The 17,293-nt window shown below is 71.3% G+C and carries 16 protein-coding genes; 13 read left to right on the forward strand and 3 right to left on the reverse strand.

Annotated features, from left to right (window positions below; all coding sequences use genetic code 11):
• Positions 1–609: sensor domain-containing protein (locus tag AB0399_RS04030; protein WP_366410135.1), on the reverse strand; the 609-nt coding region annotated here is incomplete at its 3' end.
• A gap of 294 nt (positions 610–903) precedes the next feature.
• Between AB0399_RS04030 and AB0399_RS04035 the strand changes: the two genes are divergently transcribed.
• From AB0399_RS04035 to AB0399_RS04095, 13 genes are all read left to right on the forward strand, one after another.
• Entirely contained in the window at positions 904–1,293 is a 390-nt protein-coding gene (locus tag AB0399_RS04035) for an NADH-quinone oxidoreductase subunit A (RefSeq protein WP_328467895.1), read from the forward strand.
• Complete coding sequence (locus tag AB0399_RS04040) at positions 1,284–1,979, forward strand: NADH-quinone oxidoreductase subunit B family protein (RefSeq protein WP_366410136.1); 696 nt, start codon at positions 1,284–1,286, stop codon at positions 1,977–1,979. Before AB0399_RS04035 ends, AB0399_RS04040 begins: the two co-directional genes overlap by 10 nt.
• On the forward strand, positions 1,976–2,920 hold the full coding sequence (locus AB0399_RS04045) for an NADH-quinone oxidoreductase subunit C (protein WP_366410137.1): 945 nt from the start codon (positions 1,976–1,978) through the stop codon (positions 2,918–2,920). The genes AB0399_RS04040 and AB0399_RS04045 overlap by 4 nt, the downstream gene beginning before the upstream one ends.
• On the forward strand, positions 2,917–3,879 hold the full coding sequence (gene nuoH / locus AB0399_RS04050; RefSeq protein ID WP_328467901.1) for an NADH-quinone oxidoreductase subunit NuoH: 963 nt from the start codon (positions 2,917–2,919) through the stop codon (positions 3,877–3,879). Before AB0399_RS04045 ends, nuoH begins: the two co-directional genes overlap by 4 nt.
• A 3-nt stretch (positions 3,880–3,882) precedes the next feature.
• Positions 3,883–4,533, forward strand: a complete 651-nt coding sequence (locus AB0399_RS04055; RefSeq protein WP_366410138.1) for an NADH-quinone oxidoreductase subunit I — start codon at positions 3,883–3,885, stop codon at positions 4,531–4,533.
• Entirely contained in the window at positions 4,530–5,159 is a 630-nt protein-coding gene (locus AB0399_RS04060; protein ID WP_366410139.1) for an NADH-quinone oxidoreductase subunit J, read from the forward strand. The genes AB0399_RS04055 and AB0399_RS04060 overlap by 4 nt, the downstream gene beginning before the upstream one ends.
• Entirely contained in the window at positions 5,159–5,551 is a 393-nt protein-coding gene (nuoK, locus tag AB0399_RS04065; RefSeq protein WP_328467907.1) for an NADH-quinone oxidoreductase subunit NuoK, read from the forward strand. Before AB0399_RS04060 ends, nuoK begins: the two co-directional genes overlap by 1 nt.
• Positions 5,548–7,575, forward strand: coding sequence for an NADH-quinone oxidoreductase subunit L (locus AB0399_RS04070; RefSeq protein WP_366410140.1), 2,028 nt, complete (start codon positions 5,548–5,550; stop codon positions 7,573–7,575). The genes nuoK and AB0399_RS04070 overlap by 4 nt, the downstream gene beginning before the upstream one ends.
• A 7-nt stretch (positions 7,576–7,582) precedes the next feature.
• A complete protein-coding gene (locus AB0399_RS04075; protein WP_329365902.1) occupies positions 7,583–9,148 on the forward strand; it encodes an NADH-quinone oxidoreductase subunit M in 1,566 nt (521 codons plus the stop codon).
• The gene (locus tag AB0399_RS04080; RefSeq protein WP_366410141.1) at positions 9,148–10,815 is read left to right on the forward strand and encodes an NADH-quinone oxidoreductase subunit N; all 1,668 of its coding nucleotides are present in this window, start codon (positions 9,148–9,150) and stop codon (positions 10,813–10,815) included. The genes AB0399_RS04075 and AB0399_RS04080 overlap by 1 nt, the downstream gene beginning before the upstream one ends.
• Positions 10,816–10,976: 161 nt before the next feature.
• The gene (gene htpX, locus AB0399_RS04085; protein ID WP_329365899.1) at positions 10,977–11,837 is read left to right on the forward strand and encodes a zinc metalloprotease HtpX; all 861 of its coding nucleotides are present in this window, start codon (positions 10,977–10,979) and stop codon (positions 11,835–11,837) included.
• Positions 11,834–12,226 (forward strand): YccF domain-containing protein, encoded by a 393-nt coding sequence (locus AB0399_RS04090; RefSeq protein ID WP_366410142.1) that lies wholly within the window; start codon positions 11,834–11,836, stop codon positions 12,224–12,226. Before htpX ends, AB0399_RS04090 begins: the two co-directional genes overlap by 4 nt.
• A gap of 171 nt (positions 12,227–12,397) precedes the next feature.
• On the forward strand, positions 12,398–12,955 hold the full coding sequence (locus AB0399_RS04095; protein ID WP_366410143.1) for a peroxiredoxin: 558 nt from the start codon (positions 12,398–12,400) through the stop codon (positions 12,953–12,955).
• Between the two features lie 169 nt (positions 12,956–13,124).
• On the opposite strand, the gene AB0399_RS04100 is transcribed toward AB0399_RS04095, so the two are convergent.
• Complete coding sequence (locus AB0399_RS04100; RefSeq protein WP_366410144.1) at positions 13,125–16,874, reverse strand: AAA domain-containing protein; 3,750 nt, start codon at positions 16,872–16,874, stop codon at positions 13,125–13,127.
• Positions 16,871–17,284: a hypothetical protein gene (locus AB0399_RS04105; RefSeq protein WP_366410145.1), complete on the reverse strand. Its 414-nt coding sequence runs from the start codon at positions 17,282–17,284 to the stop codon at positions 16,871–16,873. Before AB0399_RS04105 ends, AB0399_RS04100 begins: the two co-directional genes overlap by 4 nt.
• Positions 17,285–17,293: the final 9 nt, after the last annotated feature.

A 17,293-nucleotide genomic window follows, 5' to 3' on the forward strand; every position in this document is an offset into this window, starting at 1 on the left:
CACCCCGCGGTCGGACGCGGTGTCGAAGACCACCCCGCGGTCGGACTCCAGCTCCGCGATCCGCTGCTCCAGCTCGTCGGAGGGCTGGAGCAGCCCGCGGGCCAGCGCCCGGTCCACCGTCGACATGGCCCTGGCCAGGTAGGGCAGCACCGGCCACAGCACGAACAGCGAGGTGAGCGTCACCGCGAAGGTGACGATGCCCCACGGCAGCCGGATCGAGAAGTAGAGCGCGTGCCGCCAGGCCACCGGGTCCTTCAGCGACGCCCACAGCCAGGGCAGGAACCCGCCCAGCGTCTTCTTCCGCAGCGGCCGCGGCTCCTCCACGTGCACCCCGAGCAGCTTGCGCACCCTGGCCCGCTCCAGCTTGCCCAGCAACCGGCAGCCGCCCAGGCCGAACGCCAGCAGCGGCAACCCGATCACCGTCACGGACAGCCCGGCGCCCAGCGACAGCGTGGTCACCACGTAGATGAAGCCGATCAGCGACATGAAGAGGTTCAGCAGGAGATTCGCGATCTCCTTCCACGTCACGGTGTCGAAGGCGAACCGGGCCGGGGGCAGCGGTTCGGACGTCGAGGTCGCGGAGCTGCGCGGGGCGGGCGAGGTGTCCATGGGTCAAGCCTGCCGTTCCGGCGGGGGCCCGCGCCATGGGGTGCGCGCTCCGGCGTGTGGTGGGGTTATCCCCCGTATCCGCTGGAAGCGGCCCGGCGGTGCGGGTTGAGTGCATTCGCCGGGGCTCGTCCCGGGGCTCGCACCGCGGTCCCCTCGGCCGCCCGCCGCGGTCCGGCCGCCCTCTCCTCCGTCATCCGTGGACGGCTGCGTCCGCCGGTGGGACCAGGGCCTAGACTCCCTCCGTATAAATCGTCTAAAGATCCATCCGGATCGCTGGACATCGCTGGTCAACGAGTGAACGAGGGGCGGACGGACGTGGACTACTTCCACGGCTACTCGGTCGTCGGTCTGGTCGCGGTCGTCGGCGTGCTCTTCGTGACGGTCTCGTTCACGGCCGGGCGGCTGCTGCGGCCTGACGTGCCGACGCGGGAGAAGCTGCTCACCTACGAGTGCGGCGTGGACCCGGTCGGCGAGGACTGGGCGCACACCCAGATCCGCTACTACGTGTACGCGTTCCTCTATGTGATCTTCGCGGTGGACGCGATCTTCCTCTTCCCGTGGGCGACGGTCTTCGCGGCCCACGGCTTCGGCGGCACCACGCTCGTCGAGATGTTCGTCTTCCTCGGCTTCCTCGCGGTCGGGCTGCTCTACGCGTGGAAGAAGGGCGTGCTCGAATGGACGTGACCCTGCCCGACCCGGCGCAGCCGGCCCCGCCCGGGGTGGCGCTGCCCGAGCCCCGCCGGCTCGGCCCGCTGGCCCGGCTGGCGCCCGAGCCGATGAAGGTCGTGCTCAACTGGGGCCGCCGCTACAGCCTGTGGGTGTTCAACTTCGGGCTCGCCTGCTGCGCGATCGAGTTCATCGCCGCGTCCATGGCCCGGCACGACTTCATCCGGCTCGGCGTGATCCCGTTCGCGCCCGGTCCGCGCCAGGCCGACCTGATGGTGGTCTCCGGCACGGTCACCGACAAGATGGCGCCCGCGGTGAAGCGGCTGTACGAGCAGATGCCCGAGCCGAAGTACGTCATCTCCTTCGGCGCCTGCTCCAACTGCGGCGGCCCGTACTGGGACTCGTACTCCGTGACGAAGGGCGTCGACCAGATCATCCCGGTGGACGTCTACGTGCCCGGCTGCCCGCCCCGGCCCGAGGCGCTGCTCCAGGGCATCCTCAAGCTCCAGGAGAAGATCGCCCGGGAGTCGCTGGGCGAGCGGTACGGCCACGGGCCGGCCGCGCGGCCCTCGACCGCCGCGCTGACCAGTGGCCTCGTCACACCGCCGCCCCCGCCGGCGCCGTCGGCTGCCTCGGACTCACCCGGGGACGGCTCGGGGAACGCCGGACCGGAGGCGGACGGACCGGAGGCGGGGGAGCGGTGAGCGCCTTCGAGCAGCTCCCCGAGGGCGCGGCCGAGGTCTTCGGCGAGGGCGCGACCGCCGAGGAGGCGTACGGCCTGCTCACCGTCGACGTCCCGCCCGCCGGGTGGGTGGCGGCGCTGACCGCGGCCCGGGACACCCTCGGCTGCACCTTCTTCGACTGGCTCAGCGCGGTGGACGAACCCGGCACCGGCTTCCGGGTGTGCGCCCATGTCGTACGGCTCGAACGCGGCGTCGGACGGCTGCTGGTGCGGACCACCGTGCCGCACGACGCGGCCGAACTGGCGACCGCGACCGGGGTCTACGCGGGCGCGGGCTGGCACGAGCGCGAGACCCACGAGATGTTCGGGGTCGCCTTCACCGGGCACCCGGGGATGGCGCCGCTGCTGCTGCCCGAGGAGTTCGAGGGGCACCCGCTGCGCAAGGACTTCGTGCTGGCCGCGCGGGTGGCCAAGGCGTGGCCGGGCGCGAAGGAGCCGGGCGAGTCCCACGACGGCGGCCCGAAGCGGCGGCAGATGCTGCCGCCGGGCGTGCCGGACCCGAACGAGTGGGGCCCGTTGAAGGGCCAGCTGCCGCCGGCGCCGGCCCGCCCTGCGCGGCGCGCGGGTGCCGCGGGTGCGGGTGCCGGTGCTGGTGCGGGTGGCGCGGGTGCGGGGGAGCGGCCCGCCCGCAGGACCCGCAGCGCGGGCGACGGCTCGGCGAGCCAGACCCCGTCCCGCCCGGCCCGGACACCGCGCCCGGCCACACCGGACGCGCCCTGGCAGAAACCGGCGGAGCAGCCTCCGGCGGACCAACCGCCCGCCGAGCGGCCCCCGGCCGAGCAGTCTCCGGCGGAGCAGCCCCCCGCCGCGCAGCCCCCGGCGCCGCCCGCCCGTGACGAACCCCCCACCGCCGAACCGCCCACCGCCGAACCGCCCACCGACGAAGGAGGCCGTACCCCGTGAACGACACGCTCCATGTCGTCCTGCGGCTGGTCGCCGTCCTCGTCGTGTTCCTGGTGCTTCCGCTGGTGGTCGGGCAGACCGAGCACAAGGTGATGGCGCACATGCAGGGCCGGCTCGGCCCGATGTACGCCGGCGGCTTCCACGGCTGGGCCCAACTCGTCGCCGACGGCGTGAAGTTCGCGCAGAAGGAGGACGTGGTCCCGGCCGACGCGGATCGCCGGATCTTCCAGCTCGCGCCCGCCGTCGCCCTGTTGCCGTACCTCCTGGTGCTGATCGTCATCCCGGTCGGGCCGCACGGCTTCGTCGGGGAGGCGATCGACGCCGGGCTGTTCTTCGTGCTCGCCGTGATGGGTGTCGGCGTGCTCGGGTCGCTGATGGCCGGGTGGGCGTCGGCGAACAAGTTCTCGCTGCTCGGCGGTCTGCGCACGGCCGCCCAGCTGATGGCGTACGAACTGCCGATGCTGCTCGCCGCCGCGTCCGTGGCGATGGCCGCGGGCACCTTGTCGCTGCCGGGCATCGTCGAGTCGTACCACTGGTGGTGGACGCTGTGGCAGCTCATGGGCGGCCTGGTGTTCTTCACCGCCGGGCTCGCCGAGTTGCAGCGGCCGCCGTTCGACATGCCGGTGGCCGACTCGGAGATCATCTTCGGCGCGTACACCGAGTACACCGGGCTGCGCTTCGCGCTGTTCCTGCTCGCCGAGTACGCCGGGATCGTGGTGCTGTGCGCGCTGACCACGGTGCTGTTCCTCGGCGGCTGGCACGGGCCGTGGTCGGGCAGCGTCGGCTGGCTGTGGACGCTGCTGAAGACCGGCGTGCTCGCCTTCGTGGTCATCTGGCTGCGGGTGAGCTACCCGCGGCTGCGCGAGGACCAGTTGATGAAGTTCGCCTGGACCGTGCTGATCCCGATCTCCCTCGTCCAGATCGCCCTGACCGGCGTCGTCAAGGTGGTGACCTCGTAAGCCATGCCTCTTCCCGGCTCCGGTCTGGCCAAGGGCCTGGCCGTCACCCTGCGCACGATGACGAAGAAGACCGTCACCGCCCGCTATCCCGACGCGCAACCCGAACTCCCCCCGCGCAGCCGCGGCGTGATCGCGCTGTTCGAGGAGAACTGCACGGTGTGCATGCTGTGCGCCCGTGAGTGCCCCGACTGGTGCATCTACATCGACTCGCACAAGGAGACGACGCCGCCCGCCGCGCCCGGCGGCCGCGAGCGCAGCCGCAACGTGCTGGACCGCTTCGCGATCGACTTCTCGCTGTGCATGTACTGCGGCATCTGCATCGAGGTGTGCCCGTTCGACGCGCTGTTCTGGTCCCCGGAGTTCGAGTACGCGGAGACCGACATCCTCGAACTCACCCACGAACGCGACAAGCTGCGCGAGTGGATGTGGACGGTGCCGGCGCCGCCCCCGCTCGACCCGGCGGCGGAGGAGCCGAAGGAGATCGCGGCGGCCCACAAGGCGGCGGAGAAGGCGGCGCAAGCGGCGGCGCAGGAAGCGGCGCAGGAAGCGGCCCAGGCGGCGGCTGAGGCGGCGGCTGAGGCGGCGGACCGGTCCGCGGACCAGGCTGCCGACCAGGCCCAGGCGCCCGACGAACCCGGGGAGGACGCGTCGTGAACGTCCACCACAGCGCCCTCGCGCACCACGGCTTCCTCTCGCCCACCGGTGTCGAGATCACCTTCCTGCTGGTCGGCCTCGCCACCCTCGGCGCGGCCGTCATCACCGTCACCACCCGGCAACTCGTGCACGCGGCACTCTGGCTGGTGGTCGCGCTCGGCGGCATCGCGGTGGAGTACCTGCTGCTGACCGCCGAGTTCATCGCCTGGGTGCAGGTGCTGATCTACGTCGGCTCGGTCGTCGTGCTGCTGCTGTTCGGGCTGATGCTCACCCGGGCGCCGATCGGCCACTCGCCCGACGCCGACTCCGAGAACCGCTGGGTCGCCCTCGCGGTGGCGGTCGCCGCCGCGGCCACCCTGGTGTGGGTGGTGGTGGACGCCTTCCGCAGCACCTGGATCGACGTCCACCACGCCGCCGGGCAGAGCGCCACCAAGGTCACCGGCACCAGCCTCTTCCGGTTCTGGGTGCTGCCGTTCGAGGCGCTGTCGGTCCTGCTGCTGGCCGCCCTGGTCGGCGCGATCGTGCTGTCGAAGCGCGGGCCCGACGCGGCGCCCCCCGGCGGCGCGAACGGCCCGGCCGTACCCGGCTCCGGCGGCCCCGCCGCCCCGAACGGCAAGGACCGCTGATGCACCTCGTCTACCCCGCCGTGCTGGCCGCCCTGCTGTTCTGCGTCGGCCTGTACGGGGTGCTCGCCCGGCGCAACGCGATCCTCGTCCTGATGTCCGTCGAGCTGATGCTCAACGCCGTCAACCTCAACCTCGTCGCCTTCGACACCTGGCTCGGCGACCGGCTGCACTCCGGGCAGGCGCTCACCCTGTTCACCATCACCATCGCCGCCGCGGAGATCGGGATCGGCCTGGCGATCGTGCTGCTGGTGCACCGCAACCGCGGCACCGCCGACATCGACCGCCTCACCGACCTGGCCGACCCCGGGCAACCCCTCGGCGTGCCCGGGCCCCCGGAACCGGGCCCGGCCACCGCCTCCGGCCACGACGAGAAGGCAGAGGCCACCGCGTGACCCTGACCGCCCTTGCCGCGCTCGTCCCCGCACTGCCCTTCCTGGGCGCGGCCGCCGGACTCCTGCTCGGCCGGCGCGCACCCGGCTTCGTACGCCCGCTTGCGGTGCTGCCGACCGCGGTCTCCTTCGTGCTCGCCGCGATCGTCGCCGCCCGGCAGGGCACCGGAGCGGCCACCGACGCCTCGCACCGGCTGACCGTCACCGGCTCCGTGCCGATCGACCTCTCGCTGCACCTGGACGGCTTCTCCGTCCTGATCGCGCTGCTGGTCGGCCTGGTCGCCACCTGCGTGCAGGTCTACTCCGTCTCCTATCTGCGCGACGACCCGCGCTACCCCTCCTACGCGGCCGTGGTCTCGCTGTTCACCTCCGCGATGCTGCTCGTCGTCTACTCCGGCGACCTGATGGTGCTGCTGGTCGGCTGGGAGGTCATGGGCATCTGCTCCTACTTCCTGGTCGGCCACTACTGGGAGACCGAGGCGGCCCGCTCGGCCTCGATCAAGGCGTTCCTGGTCACCAAGCTCGGCGATGTGCCCTTCCTGATCGGCGTGTTCGCGCTCGCCGCGGACGCCGGCACCTTCCGGATCAGCGGCATCCTGCACGCCGCCGCCGACGGGCGGCTGCACCACCCGACGGTGATCGCGCTGCTGCTGCTCGCCGGCGTGGCCGGCAAGTCCGCGCAGTTCCCGCTGCACACCTGGCTGCCCGACGCGATGGCCGGCCCCACCCCGGTCTCCGCGCTGATCCACGCCGCGACCATGGTGGCCGCCGGCATCTACCTGGTGGCCAGGCTGCTGCCGGTGTTCACCGCGTCGGCCGCCGCGCTCGTCGTGCTGGCCGTGATGGCCGCGGTGACCATGGTCGGCTCGGGCCTGGCCGCGCTCGCCCAGGACGACATCAAACGGGTCCTCGCCTACTCCACGATCGGCCAACTCGGCTACATGGCGGGCGCGCTGGCCGTCGGCGACCGCGACGCCGCCGTCTTCCACCTCCTGTCGCACGGCGCGTTCAAGGCGCTGCTCTTCCTGGGCGCGGGCGTGGTGATCCACGCGGCCGGCACCAACTCGCTGACCGCGATGTCCCGTACGGGCGGGCTGCGCAAGCGGGTGCCCGACGCGATGTGGACGATGGCCCTCGCGCTGGCCGCGCTCGCCGCCCTGCCGCCGCTGTCCGGCTTCTTCTCCAAGGAGTCGGTGCTGCGAGCCGCCGAGCACGCCTCCTCCGGCGACACGGCGCACGTGCCGTCGGCGGTCGGCTGGACCGTGCTGGTCGCCGGGCTGGCCGCGGCCGTCCTCACCGGCGCCTACGCCACCCGCCTGTTCCTCCTCGCCTTCCTCGGCAACGGCCCGGCCGCCCCCGACCACGGACGGCAGCCGTTGCCGATGACCGCCGTGCTGTGGGTGCTGGCGATCCCCACCCTCGCCTTCGGCGGGCTCACCTACCGCAAGCTGCCCGACTGGTTCGGCGGCGGCACCCCGCTCGGCCCGACCCTGGTCACCTCCCTCCTCGGTACCGGGCTCGCCCTGGTGGGCGTGCTGATCACCTACGGGGCCTGGAAGGCGGTCGCCGCCACCCGCCGGGCCGTGCCGATCGGCGCGGTCGTCTCCGAACCGCCCGGCACCGGCAGCGCGCTCACCGACCACCTGGACGCGGACTCCGAACCCGCCCTGATCGAGGCCGAGGCCGAGGACAGCCACAAGGAGGTCTACGGCGACGTCGCCACCGCGCACGACCCCGGCGACCCGGGCCGGCTGCTGCTCGGCCCGCTGCACGCATCCGCCGCGCACGGCTTCCGCCTCGACGCCCTCTACACCGCGGTGTTCGTCCGCCCGGTGCTGGCCGCGGCCGCGCTGGTCCGCTTCCTGGACCGGGACGTCGTGGAGACCTGGGTACGCGGCGCCGCGGGCACCCCGAACCTGCTCGGCGCGGCCGTCCGCAAGGCCCAGACCGGAAACGTCCAGACCTACCTCAGCGCGCTGCTGGCCGGTGCGGTCGTCCTCGCCGTCCTCGTCGCCGTCGGAGGCTGAGCCCGAAGTGAACGACACCGCCCTTCAGTACATCCTCGCGGCGATCCTCGTGCTGCCGCTGCTCGGCGCGGTCGGCGCCCTGCTGCCGCCTCCGCCCGGTCTGCGCGGCCGCGGCCCGGACCAGGCGGTGCTGCGGCACGGCGTGACCGTCACCGGCGCGGTGCTGGTCCTCGCGATCGTGCTCGCCGCCGGCTTCGACCACGACCACCCGGCGAAGATGCAGGCCACCACCGACCTCAACTGGATTCCCGCGCTGCGCATCCACCTCCACCTCGGTGTCGACGGCATCTCGCTGCCCCTGCTGGTGCTGACCGCGCTGCTGACCTTCCTGTGCGCGCTGTACTCGTACTTCAAGATGCCGGACGGCCCGCGGCCCCGGGCCTTCGTCGCGCTGCTCCTGCTGCTCGAAGGCGGCACGCTGGCCAGCTTCGCCGTCCTCGACCTGATCCTCTTCTTCCTCGCCTTCGAGACCGTGCTGGTCCCGATGTACTTCCTCATCTCCCGCTGGGGCGGCGCGAACCGGGAACGCTCGGCGCTGCGCTTCATCGTCTACACCCTTCTCGGCTCCGTGATCATGCTGCTCGGCCTGCTCCTCATCGGGGTGAAAGCGGGCACATTCGACATGGTGGCACTCGCCACTGACAACGGGTCACACCTCAGTCACACCACGCAACTCGTCGCGGTCCTCGCGATCGGTCTCGGCCTCGCCGTGAAGGCCCCGATGTGGCCGCTGCACAGCTGGCTGCCCGACGCCCACACCGCCGCCCCCACCGTGGGCTCGGTGCTGCTCGCCGGGGTGCTGCTGAAGATGGGCACCTACGGCCTGGTCCGCGTGGTGCTGCCGATCGCGCCCGGCGGGATGCGCACCTTCGCCCCGTACCTGGCGGCCTTCGCGGTCGTCGGCATCATCTACGGCTCGCTCGCCTGCCTCGCCCTGGTCCGGCAGGGCAACGGCGGCGACCTCAAACGGCTCATCGCCTACTCCTCGGTCGGCCACATGGGCTTCGTGCTGCTCGGCATCGCCTCCATGAACCCCACCGGCGTCAACGGCGCCCTGTTCGCCAACGTCGCCCACGGCCTCATCACCGGCCTGCTCTTCTTCCTCGTCGGCGCCCTGAAGGACCGCTACGGCAGCAGCGACCTCGACCAGCTCGCCGGCCGCACCGGCGCGGCCCTCTACGGGCGGGCGCCCCGGCTGGGCGGACTGCTGGCCTTCGGCGCCGTCGCCTCGCTCGGGCTACCGGGCCTGGCCGGGTTCTGGGGGGAGATGCTGGCGATGTTCGGCGCCTTCAAGCCCGGCGCCGGGCTCAGCCGTCCGGCGTATCTCACCTTCACCGCCGTCGCCGCCTTCGGCACCCTGCTGACGGCCGCCTACCTGCTCACCGTGGTCCGCCGGATGTGCATGGGCGACCGCGACACCGCGCGGGCCCAGCCGGCCCTGGCCGACGTACGCGGCTACGAGTTCGCCGCGTGGACACCGCTGGCCGCGCTCACCGTGCTGGCCGGGCTGTGGCCCGCGCTGCTGCTCGGCCTCACCGATCCGGCCGTACGCTCCCTGCTCGGAGGAAGCTGATGACCTCCCTCGGCGCGATCCCCGCCGCGATCCCCGCCGCGCTTCCGGGTGCGATCGCCACCGCGGGCCCCGCCCCCAGCCCGGCCCCCGGCCTGGTGCACGGCCCCGGGTTCGCGCTGGCCTCCTCGCTGACCGAGTCCGTCGACTGGAGCGCGGTCGCCCCGGCCGCGATCCCGGCCGCGCTGGCCGTCGTGCTGCTGGTCGCCGACCTGTTCCTGCCGCCGCGCCGCAAGCAGCTGCTGGCCTGGGTGACGGTCGCCGGGCTCGCGCTCGCGCTGCTCTCCCTGATCCCGCTGCGGGCCGGCCACCACGCCACCTTCTGCCGTACCGACGTCACCGGCGGCGGCTGCTCGTACACCGCCGACCGCTTCGCGCTCGTGGTGCAGGTGCTGGTGCTCGGCGGGGCGCTGCTGACCGCGCTGCTGTCCGCGCCCGCGGTCGAGGAGGAGCTGCCGGCCGGCGAGTTCTGGTTCCTGCTGCTGGCCTCCGCGGCCGGCGCCACCCTGCTGCCCGCCTCCCGCGACCTGGCCACGCTGATCGTCGCGCTGGAGGTCACCACGCTGCCGTCGTTCGCCCTGGTCGGGCTGCGCCGCGGCGACCGGCTGAGCAGCGAGGCCGCGCTGAAGTTCTTCCTCACCTCGGTGACCGCCACCGCGGTGTCGCTGCTCGGCGTCAGCTTCCTGTACGCCACCACCGGCACGCTCTACCTGGACCGGATCGGCCGTACGCTCGGCCACGAACCCGGCCAGCTGCACACCCTCGGCAAGGCCGGTGCCGCCCTGACGCTGCTCGGCTTCGCCTTCAAGCTGGCCGTGGCGCCCTTCCACTTCTGGGTGCCCGACACCTACGCGGGCGCCCCGCTGCCGGTGGCCGCCTACCTCTCGGTGGTCGGCAAGGCGGCCGGTTTCTCCGGCCTCATCCTGCTCACCACGCTCGCCTTCCACCCGTACGCCGGCACCCTGGGCCCGGCGATGGGCGTCCTCGCCGCGCTGACCATGACCGTCGGCAACGTCGGCGCCCTGCGGCAGCGGCCCGACGCCGAGCGCGGCGCCGTACGCCTGCTGGCCTGGTCGTCGATCGGGCAGGCCGGCTACCTGCTCGTGCCGCTCGCCGCCGAGGCCGCCGGCCGCCCCGCGGGCTACCACGTCGGCACCACCGTGGCGTACGCCCTGATGTACGCGGTGGTGAACCTCGGCGCCTTCGCCGTCGCGGCCCTGGTCAGCCGCGGTGCGCCGCGCGGCCGGCTGACGGACTACCGCGGCCTGTACGCGTCCCGGCCCGCGGCCGCCCTCGCGCTCGCCTTCTTCCTGCTGTGCCTCGCCGGGCTGCCGCCCGGGCTGATCGGCCTGTTCGCGAAGGTGGCCGTCTTCTCCACGGCCGTCGACGCCCAGCACGGCTGGCTCGCGGTGATCATGGCCGTCAACGTGGCGATCGCCCTCGTGTACTACCTGCGGTGGACGGCGCTGCTGTTCGGACGCGCGAAGAGCGGGCAGGAAGGGGACATGGACGGCACGGTGGGCACGGCGGGCGACGCAGCGGGCCTCGCGACGGCCGCACGTACGCCCTTCGCCCTGACCGCCGCCATCTCGCTCGCCGCGGCGGCCGGCGTGGTGCTGTCCGGCGCGCCCCAGATCGTGCTGCGTTACGCGGAAGGGGTGCTGCTGTGAGCGCCGCCGCGGGCGCCGCAGGTGGGACGGGTCGCCGACGCGGATCGGACGGTAGCGCTGCGTGCGCGCGGGGGAACCAACGGCGTCCGAGTCGCGTTGACCAGTGCAGGAGGTTTTCCTGAAGGGGGAGATCCCCCCGACGCACACTTTGGAGGGCGCACGTGCACCGCCGGCACAACGGGCTGAAGACCGCCGTACTCCTCGGCGGGCTGTCCGCACTCATCCTGGTCATCGGCGCGTTCTTCGGCCGGACCGGGCTCATCGTGGCGCTCGTCATCGCCCTGGGCACGAACGCGTACGCGTACTGGAACAGCGACAAGCTGGCGCTGCGGGCCATGCGCGCGCGCCCGGTCAGCGAGTTCGAGGCGCCCGAGATCTACCGGATCGTGCGCGAGCTCTCGACGGCCGCCCGCCAGCCGATGCCGCGGCTGTACATATCGCCCACCGAGGCGCCGAACGCGTTCGCCACCGGCCGCAACCCGCGCAACGCGGCGGTCTGCTGCACCGAGGGCATCCTGCAGATCCTCGACGAGCGCGAGCTGCGCGGAGTGCTCGGCCACGAGTTGAGCCACGTCTACAACCGGGACATCCTGATCTCGTCGGTGGCGGGCGCGCTCGCCTCCGTCATCGTCTTCGTGGCGAACTTCGCCTGGCTGATCCCGATCGGCCGCTCCGACGACGACGACGGCCCCGGCATCCTCGGCATGCTCCTGCTGATGATCCTCGGCCCGATCGCCGCCTCCGTGATCCAGCTCGCCGTCTCCCGCTCGCGGGAGTACGAAGCGGACGCCTCCGGTGCCCGCCTCACCGGCGACCCGCTCGCGCTCGCCTCCGCGCTGCGCAAGCTGGACGCCGGCACCCAGCAGCGCCCCCTGGCGCCCGAACCCCGGCTGGAGACCACCAGCCACCTCATGATCGCCAACCCGTTCCGCCCGGGCACCGCCTCCAAGCTGTTCTCGACCCACCCGCCGATGGCAGAGCGCATCTCGCGCCTGGAAGAGATGGCAGGTCGTAACCGATGAAGACGATCCTGAACGTGATCTGGCTCGTGCTGTGCGGGCTGTGGATGTGCCTGGGCTACTTCCTGGCCGGGCTGATCCTGTGCATCACCATCATCGGCATCCCGTTCGGCATCGCGGCCTTCCGGATCGGCATCTACGCCTTGTGGCCCTTCGGCTACACGGCGGTCGAGCGGCGCGACGCCGGAGCCGGTTCCTTCGTCGGGAACGTGCTGTGGCTGATCCTCGCCGGCTGGTGGCTGGCACTCGGCCACATCGTCACCGGGATCGCGCTGTGCATCACGATCATCGGCATCCCGTTCGGCCTCGCGAACTTCAAGCTGATCCCGCTGTCGCTGATGCCGCTGGGCAAGGAGATCGTGCCGACCGATCAGCCGTTCGCCACGCGCTGAGCGGGCGGGACCGGACCGGGGGCCGGGCGCGCGCCGGTCGACTCGGGGCGGGGCGCGAGGTGGGGCACGGGACGGGGCGACCTACGGCGGGGCGCAGGGTCGGGCGTGCGGTGAACGGACCGTCGCCCGGGCCCGTACTCTCCTAGTCCAGCCCTTACCGAGGAGATCGCGATGACCCTGCAAGTCGGCGACAAGGCACCGGACTTCACCCTCCCCGACCAGTCGGGCACGGGGGTGACGCTCAGCGAGCGGCTGCGGGAGAAGGTCGTCGTCCTGTACTTCTACCCCAAGGACAACACCCGCGGCTGCACCGCCGAGGCGTGCAGCTTCCGCGACGGCTACGAGAGCTTCACCGACGCCGGTGCCGAGGTGATCGGCGTCAGCTCCGACACCGTCGAGTCGCACGAGAAGTTCGCCGGGCGGCATGAACTGCCCTTCACCCTGCTCTCCGACCGCGACCGCGCGGTCCGCAAGCAGTACGGCGCCACGACGCTCGGCGTCGTCCCCGGCCGGATCACCTTCGTCATCGACCAGGACGGCACCGTCCGGCACGCCTTCTCGTCGATGATGAACATCGGCGGGCACGTGGACGACGCGCTGGCGGTGGTGAAGCGGTTGCAGGGGGAGGGCGCCGCCGCGGGTGAGGGCTCAGGTGCGGGTGCGGGCTCGGGCGAGGGCTCAGGTTCGGGTGGGGGCGCCGGCTCGGGTGAGACCGGGAGCGGGGAGTAGCGGAGCGCGGAGGCGGAGACGGAGGCCGGCGTGGGTGCGTGGACGCCCAGCCGGCCTCTCGCGCCGCCTAGCTCGTGCGCTTTCGCAGCTCAGCGCCATCTCCTGGCGCGGTTCGTAACGCGTGATCGCCACGGAACCACGACTCCGGGGTGATCACGGCGTTGAGCCTTCAGGGGCGTGGTGGACGAGGTAGTCCGATCGTGTGGTCGTACAGGTGCCAGGCGGGTACGCGCAGAGCGCCACCGCCACCGCCGTCTCCGGTCGCGAGTAGTTGCCGCCGCCGGAGCATCAGGCGGAGATGACGGCCTGCGTCGGTCGCGACGTCGTGTCCGAGGTCGAGGAGAACTGCCCGCGTACTCTGATCGCTTCGGGTCACGGCATCGGCTTGGTGGCCGTTCACCGCGGCATCGAGCTCGACGGTCGATCCGGGTTGGCTGGACAGCAGGGTGTACAGCCGTTTCAGCAGTTCGTTGTATCCGTCGTGGTCGGCTCGGTCGGGCGCCTCCGTTGACGCAGAGGCCCGGAACAGGGCAGCGCCGATTCCGCCACGTTGCTGCCAGAGGCCGGCATCGCCAACGACGATCAGGTGTGAGCGAGCACGGGTGATGGCGACGTTCCACAGGTTGAGCTGTCGGTCGATCCAGCCGATCGCACCGGGGTGCATCCCCTCACCCGCGACCAGGGAGAAGATCACGACGTCGCGTTCGCCACCCTGGAAGGTGTGGACCGTTCCGGTGCGGACCCGCTCCGGATCGTAATCACGGAGGCGCCGCTGCAGCGCTTCCTCCTGGGCCTTGAAGGGGGTGACCACCCCGATGGATGCTTCGGGAGGCAGATCTTGGAGCAGGCTCCGGACGAAGCTCGCCACCTTGGTGATCTCGCCCTCATTGACCCAGGAGCTACCCGAGCGTGGCCTTGCAGCCGGAGCTCTGACATCTGACCAGAAGAGCGCTGGTCGGTCCAGCGACGGGCGCGATCGGACGTCAGTGAGAACGGTCAGCTGGCCGTCGTAGAAGAGACGGTTGGAGACTGCGGCGATCGCTGGATGGCAGCGGAAGTGCTCGTCCAGGAGCATGCTCGTGCCTGCGGCCCGCTCTGCGGCGTGGAAGGCACTGTGTCGCCGGTAGGCGAGCTGGTGGCGCTCGAGCCAGTCCGAGCGTAGACCGCTTCCCCGCCGGATCACCGATTCGTGCTCCGGGCCGATCTTGGCGATGTGCGGAAGTTGCATGGCATCGCCGATGATCAATGCTCGACGTGCCCGAAACAGCAGGGGAAGTACATGGGGGATGGCACACTGGCTGGCCTCGTCGACGATCACCAGGTCGAAGAGGGCGGCATCCGGCGGGAAACGCCGGGCAGAGAGGCTGGTCACCGCCCATCCTCGAACCGAGGGCAGCACGGACTTGACCGCGGGCCAGTCACTCCCGCTGGCGTCGCGAGCGGTCAGCAAACCCATGATCGCCTGCCGCCCGGTACGGGCCGCCGTCCGTACCGCGCTGTCGAGCAGTATGCCGCTGGCCGAGCGCACCCCTGACTCGACGTTGTCGAGTTTCTCGGTCAGCAGGGCGTCGTCCAGGACGGTCGATGTGCGCTCGCGTCCTCTGCGCCAATCCTGTTCGGTCGTGGCGAAATCCGCCAGAGCAGAGCAGACTTCGGCGGTCGGCCGCCCGGCGGGCGCGATCCCGACCCGGCGCAGCAACCGCTTGCGGCGCCTTTCGCCGAAGAACCAGGCACGTGCCAGTCCTGCAGCTTGACGGGCCAAGCGCTCCGGATCGTCAACACCCAGCAGCTCGACCAGATCGCGGACCGGGGTGCCGAGTCGATCAGCATGCTGTTCTCGTGCCTCGCCAGTCCGGCGCAATGCACGCTCGGCGCTTGCGATCCGGGCGAACTCCTCCTGTAGCTGGGAAAGTTGGTCGGCCGCGACGTCGACCGCCAACTCGGCGGTCTTGGTATTGCGGTCCGGCGCGGGAACCTCCAGCAGCTTGCGCAGAGTCGCGGCTTCGATCTCCCGGTAGTCGACCTCACGCCCGGTCGACCCGGTGCGCACGACGCTTCCCGGCGAGTGCTGTTCGCAGCGTCGCCAGACCTCGTCCACAGCCTGGTTGTTGGTGGAGGCGATCAGCACCCGCTCGCCAGTGGCCAGGGCCGTGGCGACGAGGTTGGCCACCAACTGGCTCTTGCCGGTACCGGGGGGTCCGGTGGCCACCGTGAGTCGACGCGTCATCGCCGACCGCAGTACGGCTGACTGCGCCTCGTTGGAGGGCAGCGGTGTCACCAGCCGGACCGATTCAGGCTTCCGCTCGTCGGACGCGGAGCGCTCTTCGGGTATCGGGGAGAGCGCTGCGAGCGAGGTCCGCCCGATCTCGGAGATCTTCTTGGCGATGCTGTCGAAGTCGGCCAGCAGCTTCTTGGTTGCCTTCGAGTCCCGGGGTGCCAGGAAGAGCACGGCGGAGTTTCGTGCACCATTGCCTGGTGTGCGGATGTCGATCCGGTCGGCCAACTGATCGGGGCGAGGCTCTTGGACGCAGGGAAGCTCGTACTCCTGCATCAGGAGATTGTGGACGTCCACGGCCATTCGGTCATGCTGCCCCGCGTGCCAGGTGGGCTGGTAGGTCTCCGAGAGTTCTGCGGCTTCCTCTTTGCCGAGCCATTCCTCGGCGAAGCGTGGATGCGGGACGACCGGCCCGTAGGGCTTCAGGCGGGGGCTGCCCTCGTGGTGCACCACCTCGACTCGGCGCACCAGGAGCGGAGCGAACTTCGGGGCGGACCAACTCCTGCCGTTGCGCGGGCCGTTGATGAGAACAGCGGGGTAGCCGGCCCAGAGGTCGGCATCCTGGGCTGCGGCGGCCTCGATCAGGTCCGCAGCCTCGGAGGGTACTTCGGTGCAGTCGTCCTCATCCAACTCGCCGGACAGCAGGCGCTCTGATCCGGTGAGGCAGACGTACGAGGTGCCGTGGTCGTGAACGGACATGAGCGGAGTGTCTGCCTCGTCCGACAGCACGCACTCCCGGTAGTAGGTGAGGAGTTCGGGCCAGCCTGGCTGGCTCCGGCCCGGCGTTGCCGCCTTGGGGCTCTGCGTGGTCGAAGGAGTCTGTGAGGGAGCCCGCCGGGTGAAGGGTGCGAGTCGCGGAGCGCTGCCGACAGGGCAACTGGCGAGGATCATCCGATCGTCGACGCCTTGGGCTGAGTTGACCGGAATCTGGCTTGACCCCTTGGCGCGCATGCGTCGGTTGACGTAGTCGAATAGCTCGCCAACGGAGACTTCGCCGGTCCCGCTCTTGCTGACCTTGCCGGTCCGCAGGGCTTCGACGACCTCCGCAGTGAAAGCCGACGGCTCGACTGCGCCATCGGTCTGGGCGCCGCTGTAGGAGTCCTCACCCGCTCGTGAGGATGAGAGCACATAGACGCCGTGGCTGCGCAGTGGTGCGTCCTCGCCGGACTTCGCGGCCGCAGGAGCGGACCGATCCGTTGTTCGCAGGCCGACCGCGAAGCCACCGCTCCGGCAGCAGTCGATCATTACGACCTTCTGCCTCGCCCAGCAGGCTTCCAAGCGCTCGTTGACGAAGCCCGCACCGACCGCGGTCGCGGCGACCCGGTCGTAGTCGGTGTCCTTGGCTACGAAATGGAATTCGCCGCCCGCGCTGGCGGAGAGCCTGGTGCCGTGACCGGAGATGTAGAGCAGCGCAAGTTCGTCCTGATCACAGCTTTCGAGGAACTCGCTGATCTCGTACTGCATGTCGTCCGCGGTGAGGTCGGCGGCCGTCTTCACGGAGACGAAGGCGCCGATGCTGCGGTGCTCGAGCACTTGTGCCAGGTGCCAGATGTCGGCCTGGGTGGACGGCAGGGAGCCGAAGCGGCCGTCATCGTAGTTCTCGTTGGCGATCAGCAGCGCGCGGCGGCGCACCAGGCGGGTCACTCCTGTTCGCCTTCAGGAGCGACCGGTTCGTCGGCATGGTCGAGGAAGGCGCGAATGATGCGCTCCTGCGCGTCGTCGGGGCGACCGGTCACGGTGATTGACCGGTCTCCTTCGGTGATCGCCACCTTGCGGTGGCGGTCCTTGGCGCACCATTCCTTGATCAGCTCGATCAGGACACGCGAGGCCGGCCTGACCGCTGCAGCCGCAACGCCAAGCGCGGTGATCTCCGAGACCACTCCGCCTTTACGGCCGTCATGCGTGGGTGCGCCTTCCTCGGCGGTCAGGAACGTCGTCTCGGCGGCACCAGCCCGGTGGAGTGCGTCTTGCAGATCCCGGGTGAGGCGTTCCTGGCGGAGCGTGTCGCCGTCGGCGAGCACCTCCAGCCGCCACAGCGGTTGCTCCTGACTCACGCTGTCCCC

The organism is Streptomyces sp. NPDC088194 (assembly GCF_040702025.1).
Classification (GTDB): domain Bacteria; phylum Actinomycetota; class Actinomycetes; order Streptomycetales; family Streptomycetaceae; genus Actinacidiphila.